This window comes from Sphingobium vermicomposti (assembly GCF_011762025.1).
Lineage (GTDB): Bacteria > Pseudomonadota > Alphaproteobacteria > Sphingomonadales > Sphingomonadaceae > Sphingobium > Sphingobium vermicomposti.
In genome coordinates, this window is the sequence record NZ_JAASQR010000004.1 from 588,322 (window position 1) to 604,883 (window position 16,562).

Sequence of the window (16,562 nt, forward strand, 5' to 3'; positions counted from 1 at the left end):
GCTAGAGCCGGTCCATCCGCAACCATCGCGGATCGCCTGCCCAGGCGCGTTTCTGCGCGGCATCGGCGGCGGCAGCCTCCGCGCCGTAGCCGCGCGCGCGCTGCGATGCGGCCAGGCCGTAAAGCACCCAGCCATTATTGGGTGACTGCGCCAGCGCCTGGGTAAATGCCTGCGCCGCATCATCATAGCGCCCCTGGCGATACAGCGCCGCGCCCAGCGACTGATGAACCGGATAATACCAGAAGGGCGGCTCCATATAGGGGATCTTGTCCTCCATCGCGATAGCCTGGCGGTAGAGATTTTCCGCCTGCACATAGCGCCCATTGGCATAGGCCCATCGGGCCATCGCGACCGTTTCCGCCAGTTGCATGAGGTCGCGGGCAGGGACGCCCTGATCGATCATCGGCTGCACGGCCTGACTGTCGCGGATAGCGCGCAGCTTCGCCATTTCCTGGTCGAACCCGGCGCGGTCGCGCTGCCGCGCCCGCGCCACTGCCCGCGCATAATGGTGCATGGCGGCGGCATAGGGCAAGCGCGGGTCGGGCGCGCGCATCGCCAATATCCGATCGGGCGTGGCGAACTGGGTCGCGGCGAAATAGGGCGATGCGTGGATCGCCTGGACCCAGGCTATTTTCGCGCTGACCGCCGGGTCCAGCATCTGTTCCAGCTTCGTGGCGTGCCGGATGGCGGTGGCCATGTCCCCCGCCATCTGCGCCGACGTGACGATGAAATGGATGTTGTGGGGATAATAGCCATAGCGCATCAGCCCCCTGTCGCCGCTGGTCTTGATCCATTCTTCGTCCACCTGCGCCGCCGCCAGATTGACGCGCATCGAATCCCGCCAGCGGCCAAGCCGGTAATAGATGTGCGCGGGCATATGGACGAGATGGCCCGCCCTTGGCGCGAGCGGCGCGGCCAGTTGATCCGCCGCCGCTTCGGCGCGACGCGGGTCAGGCCCGTTTTCCATCAGATGGATATAGAGATGCGACGCCTGCGGGTGGCCGGGATTGCGCGCGAGCACGGTTTCGACGAGGCGAACGCCGTCGCCCAGCCGTGGCTGCGGCGTTTTCCGGTCGGCCATCCAATAGTCCCATGGCCGCGTGTCCATCGCCGCTTCGGCGGCCAGCAGGCTGACATCATCATTCGCGGGATCGGCCGAATAGCGCCGCATCATCGCGGCGGTCAGCGCCTGTTCAACGGGGGTCGCCCCGCGCGCCAGCCAGTCGGCATAGAGGGCGAGGCCTACCGCGCGGGCATTGGTGGCCGGGTCCATCGGCGCGTTGATGTTCGGACCATGGGCCAGCGCTTCACCCCAGAAACACAGGGCGCAACGCGGATCGATCCGCTGCGCTTCGCGGAAGGAGGCGATGGCCCCGGCATGGTTGAACCCATAAGCGAGCGCCAGTCCCTGATCGAAATAGCGCTGGGCCACGGGGCTGGACGTCGTGATCGGGAAATGGACCTTTCCCAGATCGTCATACAGTTCAACGCGCGCGCCGGACCCAGCGGGCGCGAACGCCGCCGCCAGCGAGAGCTTGTCCCGCATGGATGCTGCATCACTTTTCCCGCCACACAGGTTGCGCACCTTATTGGCGGGGTCGAGGGACGCCAGCAGGTCGGGCGAATAATAGCGGCCCGGAGCCGGGTCTCCGCTGATCAACATGCCGGCAGCCACTACGAGCGCCAGCGAGGGAACGATTTTCCGCATCGCCATCCTCCATGTCCAGAGTCGGTCGATGGTCGGCACCCATAGCATATTTCGCGGGGGTTGAGCAGCGCCTTGACGTTGGAACCATGTTGCGCCGATGATTCGCCCCACCATGAACATGGAACCTTTTCCCCCCTGGATCGTGGAGTAATTACTCCATGGCAAATGAGCCGCTCATCAGGCCGATCGAGGCCGCGCCGGATTGGACCGTGCCGCAGGACTGGGACGCCTATACGCCGCAGGACCATGCCATGTGGGACAGGCTGTTCGAACGGCAGGCCAGCATGCTGCCGGGTCGCGCGGTCAGCGAATTTACCGATGGGCTGGACGTGCTGCGGATGACGCGCAAGGGCATTCCCGACTTTGCAGAACTGTCCGACCGGCTGATGAAGCTGACGGGGTGGCAGGTCGTGGCGGTGCCGGGGCTGGTGCCTGACCGGGTGTTTTTCGAACATCTGGCAAATCGCCGCTTCGTCGCGGCGCGCTTTATCCGTTCGCCCGAACAGCTGGATTACCTGCAGGAACCGGACGTTTTCCACGATGTGTTTGGGCATGTGCCGCTGCTGGCCCACCCAGTGTTCGCCGATTATATGCAGGCCTATGGCGAAGGAGGGCTGAAGGCCGATGGGCTGGGCGCAATCGAATATCTGGCGCGGCTTTATTGGTATACGGTCGAATTCGGCCTGATCCGGCAGGGCGACGCGCTGAAACTATATGGCGCGGGCATCGTGTCGTCCCATGGCGAGTCGCTGTTCGCGCTGGACGACGCTTCACCCAACCGGCTGGGCTTTGACCTCAAGCGAGTGATGCGGACCCGATATCGAATCGACGATTATCAGCAGAGCTATTTCGTCATCGACAGCTTCGACGACCTGTTGAACCATACGACGCAAATGGACTTCACGCCCCTTTATCGCGAACTTGAGAGCCTGACCGATCTGGACGTCGACACGGTGCTGCCGGAGGACAAGGTGCTCAACCGGGGCACCCAGGCCTATGTGCGCGCCAAAATGCTTTAGCCGAACGGCGCGCCTGCATTTCAACCTGAGTATCGCGCACAGCGCATCGGAGAAGCACCATCACTGTAATTCGGAAAGCGGCGGGAAAGCGGCCAGGAAAGCGGCATCGACATTTTGCGCCTGCCCGTTGATCGCCGCCGCGCCCCGACCCAGCAGAAACAGCGCGACTTCCGCGACATGCTGCGCGTCCAGACCGCCGCGATAGGGTGGGTCGGGCAGGTCGGCGGGGTCCGCCAGCGCCTCAAGCCCCGCGCCGCCGGTCATGCCCGACAGCACCATGCCCGGACATATGGCATTGATGCGCAGCCCGCGCTCCGCAAAAGGCCCGGCGGCGGAACGGACCAGGCCGATCAGCCCATGTTTGGAAATGGAATAGGCGACGGCTTCCGCAAAGCCGAGCTGAGCGGCGAGCGAGGCGGTGACGACGCAGCTGCCGCGTGGCCGCAGCCGGGCAAGCGCCTGCTGCACCCCCATGAAGGTGCCGCGCAGATTGACCCCGATCAGCCGGTCGAACAGGTCCAGCCCCACCTGTTCGAAGGGGATATAGGGTTGAAGGATGCCCGCATTCAGAAAGGCATGGTCGATGCCGCCGAAGCGGTCCGCCGCCGCGTCAAACATGGCGCGATTATCATCCTGGCTGGCGATGTCGGCGCGGACGGCAATGGCCTCCCCGCCTGCCTCTTCGATCAGCTGGACGGTGCGCTGCGCCTGATCGATTACGATGTCGGCAACCACCAGCTGCGCGCCCTGGGCAGCCAGCCGCCTGCTCGCGGCCCGGCCAATGCCTGACCCGCCGCCCGTGACGATCGCGACCTTTCCAGCAAAGTCCTCGCCGCTCATCAGCCCCGTCCTCTCCCTATTTCTCAAGGCCGACGCTATGCGGGAAGCCGGGTGCCTGCCATCCTCCAATTGGATTAGGAATTAAGCGGGGCGGCCCGACCTTTCCCATCAGGCCGCCACCGTTTTTTTTAGAAGGCGGTCGCGCCGCCATCGATGACCAGCGGGTGCCCCGTTACGAAGCTGGACGCGTCCGAACAGAGCCACAGCACCGCCTGCGCAATCTCTTCCGCCTGACCAAGGCGTCCCATCGGCGTCATGGAATCGAGCAGTGCGCGCGTCCCGTCATCCGCCAAAAGCGGTGCGGTCATGGCGGTTTCGATGACGCCCGGACAGACTGCGTTGACGCGGATTCCCTGCTTCGCCCATTTGAGCGCGCCATGCCGGGTCAGGCCGACCACGCCATGTTTGGTCGCGACATAGGCAGGCTGGCCGGAATTGCCCACCAGTCCGTTGATGGACGCGGTGTTGACGATCGCGCCGCCGCCCTGCTCCACCATAACCTTGGCTTCTTCACGCATACACATCATCACACCGCTAAGGTTGATGCCAAGCGAACGTTGCCACACATCATCTTCATATTCGTCGGCAGTGATGCTGTTGATGCCCGCATTGTTGAACGCGCAGTCCAGGCGGCCAAATAATTCAACGGCGGCGGAGACCATTTCCTTCACCTGCTCACCATCGCTGACATCGCATCGTTGGAAGGCGGCCCTGCCCCCCTGCTGTTCGATCAGGCCAACGGTTTCGCGGCCACCCGATTCGTTGACGTCGCTGACCAGCACGGATGCGCCCGATTGTGCGAACGCCAGCGCGGTGGCCCGACCGATACCCCCGGCTGCCCCTGTCACCAACGCCACCTTACCCTGTAGACCGTAGTCGATCATTTCCTTCTCCTTTTCCTGCACGGAAATGCCGCATGGGAGATGCGGCATCGGTTATAATTCGCGCACGCTTACCCCGCCGCGCGGGCGCTGTCCTGTTTTGCGTGCATCACATAGTCGGCCATGACGGGCGCGGCCATGGCATCGGCAAAAGCCTCATAGCTCCACGGCCAACTGGACGGCACGCCCGTCGCGTCGAGATACCAGCTGCTGCAGCCAGAACCGAAGATGGTCGATCGCGCGGCGGCAATGCGCCTTTCCTCATAGTCCGCATGGGCCTGAACGCTCGGTTCGATACTGTCCGCCTCCCCCCGCCGCAGCGGTTCGAGCAGATGGCCGATATAGTCCCATTGCCGTTCGGCGATGTCGATCAGCGAGAAATTGCCGACAGGGCCAGTGGGACCGTTTAGCATGAAGAAATTGGGGAATCCGGGGATCGCCACCGCATAATAAGCGGTGGGCCGCACTGACCATGCATCGTCCAGTGACAGCCCGTCCCGGCCCAGCACGGTGGTCGGGCGGATGAAGCGGTCGGCATGAAAGCCGGTCGCCAGCACCAGCGTGTCGAGCGCATGGAGCCTGCCGTCCGCCATCCGCACGCCTGCCGGTTCGACGCGGGCGATAGCTTCGCGTTCCACCTCTACATTGGGCTGCTGGACCGCGTCATAATAGCTCCAGCTATAGATCAGCCGCTTGCATGCGGCGCGATAATTGGGGCGCAGTTTCTCGCGCAGCACCGGGTCGCTGACGCTGTTTTCCAGATTGTCGAGGCACAGCTGTTCGATCGCGGCAATTTCTGGCCCGTGCGTGTCGGTTATCGCGTGGGTGAAGCGGTGGATGGCATCCCAATAATCCTTGTCGTTGCGGATCGCGTCGATCAGCGCCGGGTCGCGGCGGAAGGCTTCGCGCTCTTCATCGCTATATTGGAAATAGGGGACGGGCATGATCCATTGGGGCGACCGCTGGAAATGCACCAGTTGCGCCGCGCGGGACTGAAGCGCGGTGACGATCTGCACCCCGGTCGATCCGTTGCCGATGATGCCCACGCGCGCGCCATCCACCGGCGCGTCGTCCCGCCAGCGGGCGCTGTGGAGCGCGGTCCCGGCGAAGCTGTCCAACCCTTCGATATCGGGCATTCGCGGGTGATGCAGCACACCGGACGCGGCGATGACGATGTCGGCCACCACCCTTTCCCCGGTCGAAAGGTCAAGGCGCCAGATATTGTCGCCTTCATCCCAGACACAGGATGTCACCTCCGCCCCGAAGCGGATATGCGGCATCACCCCATATTTTTCGGCAGTGCGTTCGAAATAGGTCTGAATTTCCGCACCCTTTGCATAATAGGCCTGCCATTCGGCATAGGGTTCGAAACTATATGTATAGGCATGGGCCGGGACGTCGCAGGTCAGGCCCGGATAGCGATTTTCCCGCCAGGTGCCGCCCAGCCGACCCGCCTTTTCATAGACGGTGAACTGCTCGCCGGCCTGATGCAGGCGGATGGCCGCCAATATGCCTGCCATGCCCGCACCGATGATGGCGTAACGCAATCCATTGCGGTTCTGGTGGTGAGACACGTTACTCTCCTGCTGCGTCATTATGCCGTCGACCATGTCGGCTGGAGCAGCGGCCCGCATCCTACAAATGGATTAGGGCGGCCCGTCCGACGCGGGACCTGTGCAGCCGGTTGCCGTCCCACGCCAAGCTGTTATACGGTCGTATAAATTATCAGCCTTAAAAAAGGCGGCAACCACCATGTACGACCATTTTGTCGCGGAGAGTGAAGGGTGAGCGGCGTTTATGACGCCGTCATCATCGGCGGCGGGCATAATGGGCTGGTCTGTGCATTCTATCTGGCACGCGCGGGATACAAGGTCCGCATATTGGAACGGCGCGCCATCATAGGCGGCACGGCGGCGACGGAAGAATTCCACCCCGGTTTCCGCAATTCCGTCGCCAGCTACACCGTCAGCCTGCTGCAACCCAAAGTCATAAGCGACATGAAGCTGGCCGATCATGGTTATCGCGTGATCGAACGACCGATCGCCAATTTCCTGCCGCAGCCCGATGGCGGCTATTTGAAAGTCGGCGGCGGGCTGGAGCGGACACAGGCGGCGTTCGCGAAATTCAACCGGCGGGATGCGGCCGCCCTGCCCGCCTATATCGACATGCTAGACGGCGCTGCCGACGTGCTGCGCGCGCTGGCGCTCAAGGCTCCCCCCAATGCAGGCGGCGGGCTGTCGATGGTGATGGCGGCGATCGATCAGGGACGGCAGATCGCACGCCTGCCGGTCGAGCGGCAGCGTGATATTCTGGGCCTGTTCACCAAATCCGCGCGGGAACTGCTGGATGGCTGGTTCGAAAGCGAAGCGGTGAAGGCACCCTTTGGCTTTGACGCCGTCGTCGGCAACTATGCGTCGCCCGACGCGCCGGGTAGCGCCTATGTGCTGCTGCACCATGTTTTCGGCCAAGTGAACGGACGCAAGGGCGTATGGGGCCATTGCGTCGGCGGCATGGGCGCGATCACGCAGATCATGGCGCGGATCGTCACCGGCATGGGCGTGGAGATCAGCCTGGAATCGCCGGTCTCATCCGTGCTGACGGACGATGGCCGCGCCGTCGGGGTGCGGTTGGAAGGCGGCGGGGAAGTGATGGGCCGATCCATCATCGCCAATGTCGGACCCAAGCTGCTTTACGAACGGATGATCGACCCCGGCGACCTGCCGCCCGACTTTCGCAAGCGAATCGCGGCCTTCAAAACCGCGTCGGGGACGTTCCGCATGAATGTCGCGCTGTCGGCTCCCCCCAGCTTTGCCTGCCTGCCGGGCATGGGCGAGCATCTGCAATCGGGCATCATTATCGCGCCGACACTCGACTATATGGATCGGGCGTTCACCGACGCGCGGCGCGAAGGATGGTCACGCGCGCCCATCGTGGAGATGCTGGTGCCATCGACGGTGGATGACAGCCTGGCGCCACCCGGACTGCATGTCGCCAGCCTGTTTTGCCAGCAATTCGCCCCGGTCCTGCCGCCGGGGCCGGATGGCCGCCCCCGCAGCTGGGACGACGAAAGGGAAGCGGCGGCGGATCATGTGATCGCGACGGTGGACACTCATGCGCCCGGCTTTGCGCGGTCGGTCATCGCGCGACAGATACTGTCACCCGTTGATCTTGAACGCATATTCGGCCTGGTGGGTGGCGACATCATGCATGGGCAGATGACGCTGGACCAGCTTTGGGCGGCCCGTCCGGTGCTGGGCCACGGTGCCTATCGGGGGCCGATGGAGGGCCTGTATATGTGCGGCGCGGGGACGCATCCGGGCGGCGGCGTCACCGGCGCGCCGGGCCATAATGCGGCGCGTGCGGTGCTTGCCGATCATGCCGGGCTTGGCCGATGGCTCCGGTCGCGATACAGATAGGTCGCGACGCGCCTCTTTCGATAGGTCGCCGCGATTGAAAATGCTGCAAAAGCGGGCTGGTTGAGCGCGCTAAGACAAGGTATGACGCGTCGTCCATGAAAGGGAGATCATCTATGAACAACACCGAACTCGCCGAAAGCATCGCTGCCGAGCATGGCCTGACCAAGGCTGACGCGCGGAAATATGTCGATGGCGTATTTTCCGCGATCGCCGGCGCTGCCGCCAAGGGTCAAGAAGTTTCGCTGAACGGTTTTGGGAAGTTCAAGGTCAAGGACCAGCCCGCACGCGAAGGTCGCAACCCGTCCACCGGCGCGACCATCCAGATCGCTGCGTCCAAGAAGCTGACCTTCACGCCTGCCAAGGCGGTCAAGGACCAGCTGAACGGCTGATTTTGGGCGCGCGCGCGATCGCCCCAGGGCGGTTGCGCGCGACGCAATCCAAAATCCATATTCGACAATTGCGGAAAGGATGCTGGCAGGCCACATGCGCCCTGCCTTTCAGGCATCCTCTCCTAAAACTCAGTAGGCCGGTCGAAAGATCGGCCTTTTTTTTTCGTCCGGGCGTTTGTTCGTGATGCGGGGAATTGGTCGGAACGTTAAATTTATATTCGGGCAGTCCCCACTGCGAAGTCGACATCGATGAAGTGAAGTGCCGCAGAAAATTGTGCCATTCATAGTAAATCTGCAGAAGAAAAAGCCGCGATGTCCATCAACAGGACAGGCTGCGCCCATTCTTGTCGGGAGATAGATTTACATTTTCGATCAAACAGCGCACAAGATGCGCGCATCATTCTTTTCCTGGGGGAAGCATGCCAATGTCTGAGAACATGTCGCCTGATATCACTACGCTCACTGTCGAACTGTTGAGCGCATTTGTCTCCAACAATTCCATACCGAGCGAAGGCCTGGCCGATTTGATCCGGTCAACGCGCGCGGCCTTGACTGAAACGCTGCAGGCCAATCCTGCCGAAGCACAGGCGGCAACTTACACGCCCGCCGTCTCCGCCCGTAAAAGCCTGTCGTCGCCCGATCATATTTTGAGCATGATCGACGGGAAGCCCTACAAGACGCTCAAGCGGCACCTGGCAACCCATGGTCTGTCGCCCGATCAATATCGTGAGCGCTATAATCTGCCCAAATCCTATCCGCTGGTTGCGCCCAGCTATTCCGAAGCCCGGCGCGCCGTCGCGACCAAGCTGGGTCTGGGTCGCAAGCCCACGGCGAAATCGGCTGCCGCTAAGGCCCCGGCTGCCGCCGCCGCCGCGCCTGCCCCTTCGGCGGCGGCTGTAGCGGCCCCGGCCAAGTCACCTGCGAAAAAGGCGGGCAAGCCGGCTGCCAAGAGTGAGGCCAAGGCGGCTCCGACGAAATCAGCAGGGGCTAAATCGGCACCGGCCAAACCGGCACAGCCACGCCGAGCAAAGGCAAAGGCGGCGAAGGCTGCGCCCGCCGCCGCAACGGGCGGTGACAAAGGCTAAGTTGCTTTCATAGTAAGGGAACGGGTTTCGGGGCCGCTGCATGCAGATGCAGTGGCCCTTTGCTTGTGGAAAAGAGCGCGCTGTCATCGCCTTGGGTTCTGAAGGCTATTGGCCTGTTCCTCCTGTTCCGTCGGAGCGCAAGGGGACTTGCGAAGCGGCGATTGGTCCGGCATCATCGTTGCACAAGGGCCCCTGAAGAAGTGAGCCTTTCGCCAGGATCAGGGCGAACGAGGGAAAGTCATTTGCTCTAACGCACCCCTCCCCCGGTTATTTGCATGATATTAGACGATGTAACCAACCAGTGCTTTTGGTTACATGGATATTGCGCTATTCCTTGAAAATGCGTGATTATTCATCTGAGCGAGACCGTGCGCTGCTGATGCTGGGACGGCTTGATGGGCGGCTGGTTAACAGCCCCGCCGCCGACATTTGGCTGGCGCGCTCCCGGTTAAAGGGGGCGGCGTTGCTGGCCAGTTCCGCCGCTATTCCAATCACCGTCACGGAACTGGAGGACTGGATTTGCGGGCGACGCCCCCCTCCCCGCCATAGTGAAGGATTGAACGACCCGCTGTCGGTCGCGGCACTCGTGCATTTTGCCCTGTCCGCCATCGGGACCGAGCATGATCCCGTGGCGCGGGCCACGCTCAACATATCGCGAACCTTGCTGGACGACCGCAAGGAGGCGCAATTGTGGGCGCCGGAGGATCTGGTGCGCTTTGGACCGGCCTGGCGGGCGGTTCAGGAGGCGCTGGAGGCCCCCTACCCCACCGCGACGCTCGAAGCGGTGGCCGACCGGCTGATTGCCGCCAGGGCGCAGCTGGAAGCGCCCGTGGCGGCAGGTCAACTGTTGACCACGGCCGATGGCAGGCAGTTTCGGATCGATCCCCGGCGATCTGACCTGGACTGGGTAGTTGCCTGCCACCTGCCCACGGCGCTCAGAAGCTGTGGTCTTGCTTTGCGCAACCTGCCGTCCTTCGTCGATCTGGGGCGGTTCCTGCCGGAAGACAGGGACGTGCTGGTGCAACAGCTGGCGATGATGATCGCGCGTCAGGCGGTTGAGGGGCTGCGCGAGCTTGATCGGATTGAACAGCGCCTTCGTCGGATGCCTTCGGATCTGGAGGTGACCAAACGGAGTAAAGCCCCGCTGCTGATGCGGCTGGAACTTGCCTATCCTGGATTGAGCCGGACGGCGGCGGCGCGGCTGCTGGGGATATCGCATCAGGGGGTGACGAAATTGATTGCGCAGATATCGGTTGCCGCTGGCAGGACCGGCGATTGAGCAAGCGGACGGGCCTTTGGCATCATCCTTCTGTCCAAAACCCATATTATATCGTGAACGTTATAAAGTTTATTAGAAAAGTTAGAGAGTTAAGCGTTGCACGAACCGCCTGAACGGCCCGGATTAGCGCGAGTCGGGCGCAGGACGGCGTTCCTGTAGGATCGTATATTCGTTCCTGTAATGTCGAACCGACTGTTCCTGAAATGTCGGGTTATCGTTCCCGATGGTGCGTTGACCGTTCCCATAGTGTCGAAGGGTGTCGCAGTGAGGGTTCTGCCGCGGGTAGATTGAATCAGTTCGGCAGGAGTGTCTGGCAAGGAGGTTCAAAAGCTGTGGACAGTTTTGCGTGGTTGGCGGGGTGAACGAAAGGCCGGCACATTTCATTTTGGCGACCCGACACTTCGGGAACGCTTCGCCAGGGACGTGGTGGTCATCATGGAATATTGTGCGGTCGGTCCCCGAAGAAGCCGGGAGAATTGGAGCGCGTGGACGTTTCGACGCGCTTTCCAAAGGACAGCCGATCAAAGCTGGTGGCGGTTCTTTTCGTGAAAGCGGCGGACGAAACCGATAAACGCCTTTTGATAATTGACCGGCGTGCGCGCTGGGTCGGCGATCAGCCAGTCGCGAAATTCCTGATGCAGCGATTGATAATCCCAGCCGGGATAGTTGGACCGCAAGGTCGCCAGGGTCGCGTCGGTAACCTCTCCGGCGGTGGACCGTGCGGATAGGCCGGTGACGGTGCGGCGAATGACATCGCTCGCATCGAACAGCGGTTCGGACGTATCCTGCGTGATTTTGTCGGATGGACGTTTGCCGCCCCTGCCCTCCCCTGCTGGATACGGGGTGGTCCGGGTGGGCCGATCGGGTGACCGATCACCCTTTCGCGGGCTTTCCATGTCAGCCGTGCGCCGCCGCATCCGCACCGAAGGCTCACGCTTGCCGTCGGGATGTTCCAGCAGCAGGGAGTAGCCTGGCAGTGGGTCTCGCTCGGCAATCTTGGCGATTTCGAACTTGAAGCGGCGATAGGCCCCTTCCGCACCGGACTTTTCAAACAGGGTCGGCATGGAAATGGCAAAGCCCCCCTCCCCTGCCCCGCCCGCATGCTTGCGCGCGACCTTGTAAAGCCAGCGTTCGCGCCCGCCGGTCAGGTCGAAATAGGCGCGGTCGATCGACAGCACGCCCCCCTGCATCAATACGCCTTCATAGAACCAGTTGGAAAGCTCTATCGTCATCCCCCGCGACCGTTCGGTGCGTTCGTCCACCAGCTGGGTCCAACCGTCCAGCCAGCTGAAGGTCGCTTCACGGCGATTTTCGGCGCGGATGTTGGTCTTGATCGTGGTGGAGACAAGCCGGTCGAGGGACTGGCCGAGCAATTCATAAGCGCGACCGGTCGTCGGGCGGTGAATGGCGCGCAGCAGGTCATAGGGCATGAGGTGCAGCTTGCGCGGGACATCGTTCGCGCCGCGCCGCGCCATGTCGGCGAGGACGGAAGCGCAGTAGATCAAAATGTCGGCGTCCCAGATCGTCGCCATCCCATAGTCGGGATTGGCCGAGACATGCACCCACGCTTTCCCGTCCGGCGAGGTGTAGTCGATGGGCTTTACACGCTTTGACTTGGCGAGGCTGAAGAAGGGGCGCTCCATCATCTCGCGTTGGTCGCGCAGCGGCATGTCCGCGATATAGGGCAGAAACAGCTCGAACTGATCGGTGGCATCGGCCTTGGCGGTGCGGATCATGGCTGGCTCCTGACGCCGACAAGGAGGCCGGGGAAGGGGAGGGGGGGCAACCGTTTCCCCGGGGAAACGGCTTTTGCCCGGGCACGATCAGCAGGAGAGGGCGCTGTTTCCCCGGGGAAACAAGCCCCGGCAAAAACAGGCGAACTTTCGAAACGCGCGCGCATATGTTCGCCCCCCGACGCCATCATTTCTGCAGGCCCATCCCCTGCCGTTCGAGATGGTCGAGCGCGTCCCGTAACGCCGTCGCCAGCATGTCCATGTCCGCGCCCGAACCGGCGTGCAGGCGAATGGTCACGCCCTGGCGGTTGGCCGACTGCACCGTCAGGGCTGGGCGACCATAGCGCGTTACCCAGACAAAGGGGTCCGCCTTTGGCTCCGATTGCGCGACGCGCGGTGCGTCCAGCAGCAGGCGAAGGACTTCGGCGGCGGGCAAGGGTGCTTCACCGGCGCGACGCCGTTCCTGTTGTGTCGAAGCCAGACGACCGGCCTCCGCAGCGATCAGCGGCGCGGCCATGCGATCGTCCAGTGCCTGGGCGAGGGCATAGGCCGGCTTGAGCTGAACGTCGCCCGGCGACGCAAAGGCAGCGATGATCGTGTCGGGGATGCCCGCAACCTTGATCATCTTGCTCAACCAGCCCTTGGACAGTTTCAGCCGTTCGGCCATGCGGGTCAGGTGGCTGCCATAATGAGCGCCCAGCGCTTCGGCATAGTTGCGCGCGCGCTCCAGATCGGTGACGTCCTTGCGCGCCCGGTTCTCCAGATCGGCCAGGCGGAATGCCGCTTCATCGTCCAGTTGGGCGACCTGGGCCACGAACATCATGTCGGGATAGCTGTGTGCGCGCAGCCAGCTGATCGAGAAATGCCGACGCGTGCCCGCGATCACTTCATAGTCGTGATCGGGATCGCCTTCGACCCGGCGGACCACGGCGGGCACTTTCTGCCCGCCTTCGGCAATGATGGAATCGATCAGTTCCCGGCAATTGTCGCCGTTCAGATCGTCGTAAAGCCGGGCATTGCCCCGCCAGATCCGCACGCGCGCGGGATCGAGCAGCAATTGGGTGACTTGCCGGACTTCGCCCGAAGCGAGCCGGGCGAGCGCGGATTCCCGCCCGATCAGTGTCGCACCGCGGCTGCGTTCGATCGAGCGCGGCGGGGTAGGGGGAGCCGTCGGCACTGCCTCCGCAATGTCGGGCACGGTTGGGGCGGGCTGAGGGCTTTCCGCTTCATCCGACAAAAGCGCCGCCAGATAATCCGATTGTTTACGCGCCATGACCCTGCCCTCCGATTCGCGGGGAACATAAGGCGAACAAGTCAATGTAGGACAGCCCTGATTTGAACCGGCCTTGTTGGGACATATGGTCATGCCGCATTGACGATATCCTCTTCCCTGGCAGGTGCCACGCGGCCCCAACCCTGGCGGACCAGGGCTTCGATCTGCCCCATGGCTTCATCCAGATTGGCGCGGCATCGCTTATGCGTGCGCGGGGTGCCTATCGGCTTTTCCAGCTCATAGACGGTCATCATCCGCAGCGCCGCATGGCTGATTTCCGCGCTGTCGAGGATGGGGATGGGGAGGAGTGCAGGGCCAAAGCTCTGCTCCATGATCGCCCGGACCATCGAATGGCTGGGATCATTGCTGTCGAATTTCGAACAGAGCAGCCGAACGAATTGATAGTCGACCTCTATGCCCGCGCCCTGCAACTGGCCGATCACCTGATCCATCATCGACAGAAACTGGACCGTCGAACAAAAGTCCGGCGTCGTGGCGGCCAGCGGCACCAACAGCGCATTGGCCGCCTGCATCACTGCAAGACTGATCGTGCCAAGCGCTGGCGGCGGGTCGAGCAGCACCACGTCATAGTCACGGGCCAGGTCCATCAGCCCCTGTTTCAGCTTGCGAAACCGCGCGGCAAGGACAGAGCCGCCATCGCTGCCCGCCGCCGCCAGCTCATATTCGACGTCGAACAGTTCCAGATTTGACGGGATCAGGTCGACATTGGGCCAGGCGGTATGTTTCACCGCATAGAGAAGGTCGACCTGCGTCGGGTCGATCGACAGATAGGGGTAGAGCGTTTCTTCACGCTGAATATTGAAATGCGGGTTGAAGCCGAACAGGGTCGTCGTCGTCGCCTGGCTGTCGCAATCGACGACGAGCACGCGGTAGCCCTGCACCCCGAAATAATGCGCCAGATGCGTGGTAACGGTCGATTTGCCGACGCCGCCCTTGAAATTCTGCACCGCGATAATGGCGGGCACGTCCAGCGGCGCGCGTTCGGGGCTGGCCCCCAGGACCTGCCGCATGTTCAGCAGTTCTTCGACCGTATAGCCCGGCCTGCGGCCATTGCCGGTGGGCGGGGCAGGGGGCAAGCGCCCGTCATCTTCCGCCATCCGAATGCGATTCGTTGAGCATCCCAGCAACTGGGCCGCTTCCGCTATGCCGAAGCGGACGTTAAGCTCCTTGCGGCTGTCGGGAAGAAATGCCTTGCGACGCAGGCGTTCAACCATCTTTTCACCCGCTTCCGCCAGGTCGCCAATCTGATCTACGACTGCGTTCATTTTGGCCCTCGACGGAGAAGTTGAAGCTGGATCGGTCAAGCTATTGCAGAAATACTTCAAATCCGCAATCACACGCTATAAATCATCCGCCGAAAGCCGCATCGAACGAAAATCAGCATAGCCAGCGTCCGTCATGGCATCAGAAAGCAGAAGTGATCATGATCCAGCCATTGCCTGCCCGGAAGATCGGCCCTTTGACCGTTTCCGCCATCGGATTGGGGTGCATGAACCTGTCGCATGCCTATTTGCCCCGCCCCGATCCGGTGCAGGCCGAACGTCTGTTGCTGCATGCGCTGGACGCGGGCGTCACCTTTTTCGATACGGCGTCGATCTACGGTTTTGGTGCGAATGAGGAATTGCTGGGCCGGATATTGATGTCGCGCCGATCCAAATTCATCCTCGCCAGCAAATGCGTACTGGGCGAGGTCGACGGCAGGCGGGGGCTGGACGGATCACCGGCGGCGATCGAGCGCGCGGTTGAAGATTCCCTTCGGCGGCTCAGAACCGATCATATCGACCTCTATTATATGCACAGGCTGGACCCCAAGGTGCCGGTCGAAGAATCGGTCGGCGCGTTGGTCCGCGCGGTGGAGGCGGGAAAGATCGGTACGATCGGCCTTTCGGAAATGTCCGCCAGCACGGTTCGTGCCGCTCATCGCGTGCATCCCGTCGCGGCGGTGCAGACGGAATATTCGCCCTGGACGCGCAACCCGGAAATAGCGGTGCTGGATGCCTGTTCGGAACTGGGCATTGGTTTCGTCGCCTTTTCGCCGTTGGGCCGTGGGCTGCTGGCGGGCGGCGTCGGCGGGAAGGGGGTGCCAGAGGGGGACTTGCGCGCCGACATGCCGCGTTTCCAGTCCCCGCATCTGGAACGAAACCTTGCGCTTTTCGCCCGATTGGCCGGTCTGGCCGAAGCGGCGGGATGCACGCCCGCCCAGCTGTGCCTCGCATGGCTGCTGTCCAAGGGCGATCATATCGTGCCGATCCCCGGTACGACCAGCATCGTTCATCTGGATGAGGATTTGGCGGCGGTCGGGGTCCAGCTTTCGCCGGACCAATTGGCGGCGGTGGATCGCCTGTTCCACATCGGCGCAGTTTCAGGTGCGCGCTATGGTGCGTCGGCGCAGGCTCAGGTCGGAACAGAGATGTGGCCGGGGGAGGAAATGGCCTGAAACCCCGCGTTTCCGGGCGGAAAAGGGGAGCAGGGCGAAGAAAAGTCGCCCTTGTGCTTTTTCCTGTTGACCGACTCAATCGACGCGCCTAGATGCCACTCCACCGACGCGGTGAGCGCCACTGGTTCTCGCTTCGATCGGTCGCCAACATAATCGGACGCTGTCCCTCGAAACATAAGGATCGGGGATCAACAGTTGTCCGCATCAATGTTTGGTTCGGTTCTTTGACATTGTTAGTATGATGAAGGGACATGTGGGCGGCGGCTCCGGTTATCTACGGCTTTCAGGCGTGGATGGATCGGTTAAATTAGCCAGACCTCACAATGTCCTTACGTAACCATGTAAGTTTATTTGTGCAGGAATGGCTCCTGAAAATGAGCGGTTTGTGTTTGGGCTTATTCCGCCTGGATATGGATCGGACATCAAACTTGAGAGTTTGATCCTGGCTCAGAACGAACGCTGGCGGCATGCCTAATACATG

General features: G+C 62.3%; 13 protein-coding genes. 6 read left to right on the forward strand and 7 right to left on the reverse strand.

Features of this window, described 5'->3' with window-relative positions; translation table 11 throughout:
• Nucleotide 1 precedes the first annotated feature (1 nt).
• Entirely contained in the window at nucleotides 2-1,708 is a 1,707-nt protein-coding gene (locus FHS54_RS16100; RefSeq protein WP_167305142.1) for a tetratricopeptide repeat protein, read from the reverse strand.
• A 158-nt stretch (nucleotides 1,709-1,866) separates the two neighbouring features.
• On the opposite strand from FHS54_RS16100, the gene phhA reads away from it, so the two are divergent.
• Nucleotides 1,867-2,727 carry a phenylalanine 4-monooxygenase gene (gene phhA / locus FHS54_RS16105; protein ID WP_167305143.1) on the forward strand — a complete coding sequence of 287 codons (861 nt, stop codon included), beginning with the start codon at nucleotides 1,867-1,869 and terminating at the stop codon, nucleotides 2,725-2,727.
• Between the two features lie 60 nt (nucleotides 2,728-2,787).
• On the opposite strand, the gene FHS54_RS16110 is transcribed toward phhA, so the two are convergent.
• The 3 genes from FHS54_RS16110 to FHS54_RS16120 form a co-directional block, all read right to left on the reverse strand.
• Entirely contained in the window at nucleotides 2,788-3,567 is a 780-nt protein-coding gene (locus FHS54_RS16110) for an SDR family NAD(P)-dependent oxidoreductase (protein ID WP_167305144.1), read from the reverse strand.
• A gap of 128 nt (nucleotides 3,568-3,695) precedes the next feature.
• Nucleotides 3,696-4,451 (reverse strand): SDR family NAD(P)-dependent oxidoreductase, encoded by a 756-nt coding sequence (locus FHS54_RS16115; protein ID WP_167305145.1) that lies wholly within the window; start codon nucleotides 4,449-4,451, stop codon nucleotides 3,696-3,698.
• Between the two features lie 68 nt (nucleotides 4,452-4,519).
• Nucleotides 4,520-6,022 (reverse strand): flavin-containing monooxygenase, encoded by a 1,503-nt coding sequence (locus FHS54_RS16120; protein WP_341785991.1) that lies wholly within the window; start codon nucleotides 6,020-6,022, stop codon nucleotides 4,520-4,522.
• A 210-nt stretch (nucleotides 6,023-6,232) separates the two neighbouring features.
• Between FHS54_RS16120 and FHS54_RS16125 the strand changes: the two genes are divergently transcribed.
• The 4 genes from FHS54_RS16125 (at nucleotide 6,233) to FHS54_RS16140 (ending at nucleotide 10,617) form a co-directional block, all read left to right on the forward strand.
• Nucleotides 6,233-7,864 (forward strand): FAD-dependent oxidoreductase, encoded by a 1,632-nt coding sequence (locus FHS54_RS16125; RefSeq protein WP_167305146.1) that lies wholly within the window; start codon nucleotides 6,233-6,235, stop codon nucleotides 7,862-7,864.
• A gap of 113 nt (nucleotides 7,865-7,977) precedes the next feature.
• Complete coding sequence (locus FHS54_RS16130; protein ID WP_167305147.1) at nucleotides 7,978-8,253, forward strand: HU family DNA-binding protein; 276 nt, start codon at nucleotides 7,978-7,980, stop codon at nucleotides 8,251-8,253.
• Between the two features lie 425 nt (nucleotides 8,254-8,678).
• A complete protein-coding gene (locus tag FHS54_RS16135; protein ID WP_167305148.1) occupies nucleotides 8,679-9,338 on the forward strand; it encodes a Ros/MucR family transcriptional regulator in 660 nt (219 codons plus the stop codon).
• 340 nt (nucleotides 9,339-9,678) lie between these two features.
• Nucleotides 9,679-10,617 (forward strand): hypothetical protein, encoded by a 939-nt coding sequence (locus tag FHS54_RS16140; RefSeq protein ID WP_167305149.1) that lies wholly within the window; start codon nucleotides 9,679-9,681, stop codon nucleotides 10,615-10,617.
• 521 nt (nucleotides 10,618-11,138) lie between these two features.
• Here FHS54_RS16140 and FHS54_RS16145 read toward each other — a convergent pair.
• The 3 genes from FHS54_RS16145 to FHS54_RS16155 form a co-directional block, all read right to left on the reverse strand.
• Nucleotides 11,139-12,353 (reverse strand): replication initiator protein A, encoded by a 1,215-nt coding sequence (locus FHS54_RS16145; protein ID WP_167305150.1) that lies wholly within the window; start codon nucleotides 12,351-12,353, stop codon nucleotides 11,139-11,141.
• Between the two features lie 184 nt (nucleotides 12,354-12,537).
• Entirely contained in the window at nucleotides 12,538-13,623 is a 1,086-nt protein-coding gene (locus FHS54_RS16150; RefSeq protein WP_167305151.1) for a ParB/RepB/Spo0J family partition protein, read from the reverse strand.
• A gap of 89 nt (nucleotides 13,624-13,712) precedes the next feature.
• A complete protein-coding gene (locus FHS54_RS16155) occupies nucleotides 13,713-14,909 on the reverse strand; it encodes an AAA family ATPase (protein ID WP_167305152.1) in 1,197 nt (398 codons plus the stop codon).
• A gap of 158 nt (nucleotides 14,910-15,067) precedes the next feature.
• Here FHS54_RS16155 and FHS54_RS16160 point away from each other — a divergent pair, with 158 nt between their 5' ends.
• Entirely contained in the window at nucleotides 15,068-16,081 is a 1,014-nt protein-coding gene (locus FHS54_RS16160; protein WP_167305153.1) for an aldo/keto reductase, read from the forward strand.
• Nucleotides 16,082-16,562 lie beyond the last annotated feature (481 nt).

Coding starts and splice junctions, on each gene's coding strand:
- FHS54_RS16100 (WP_167305142.1), bottom strand. CDS start 1,708: ATGCGGAAAATCGTTCCCTCGCTGGCGCTCGTAGTGGCTGCCGGCATG.
- phhA (WP_167305143.1), top strand. CDS start 1,867: ATGGCAAATGAGCCGCTCATCAGGCCGATCGAGGCCGCGCCGGATTGG.
- FHS54_RS16110 (WP_167305144.1), bottom strand. CDS start 3,567: ATGAGCGGCGAGGACTTTGCTGGAAAGGTCGCGATCGTCACGGGCGGC.
- FHS54_RS16115 (WP_167305145.1), bottom strand. CDS start 4,451: ATGATCGACTACGGTCTACAGGGTAAGGTGGCGTTGGTGACAGGGGCA.
- FHS54_RS16130 (WP_167305147.1), top strand. CDS start 7,978: ATGAACAACACCGAACTCGCCGAAAGCATCGCTGCCGAGCATGGCCTG.
- FHS54_RS16135 (WP_167305148.1), top strand. CDS start 8,679: ATGTCTGAGAACATGTCGCCTGATATCACTACGCTCACTGTCGAACTG.
- FHS54_RS16140 (WP_167305149.1), top strand. CDS start 9,679: ATGCGTGATTATTCATCTGAGCGAGACCGTGCGCTGCTGATGCTGGGA.
- FHS54_RS16145 (WP_167305150.1), bottom strand. CDS start 12,353: ATGATCCGCACCGCCAAGGCCGATGCCACCGATCAGTTCGAGCTGTTT.
- FHS54_RS16150 (WP_167305151.1), bottom strand. CDS start 13,623: ATGGCGCGTAAACAATCGGATTATCTGGCGGCGCTTTTGTCGGATGAA.
- FHS54_RS16155 (WP_167305152.1), bottom strand. CDS start 14,909: ATGAACGCAGTCGTAGATCAGATTGGCGACCTGGCGGAAGCGGGTGAA.
- FHS54_RS16160 (WP_167305153.1), top strand. CDS start 15,068: ATGATCCAGCCATTGCCTGCCCGGAAGATCGGCCCTTTGACCGTTTCC.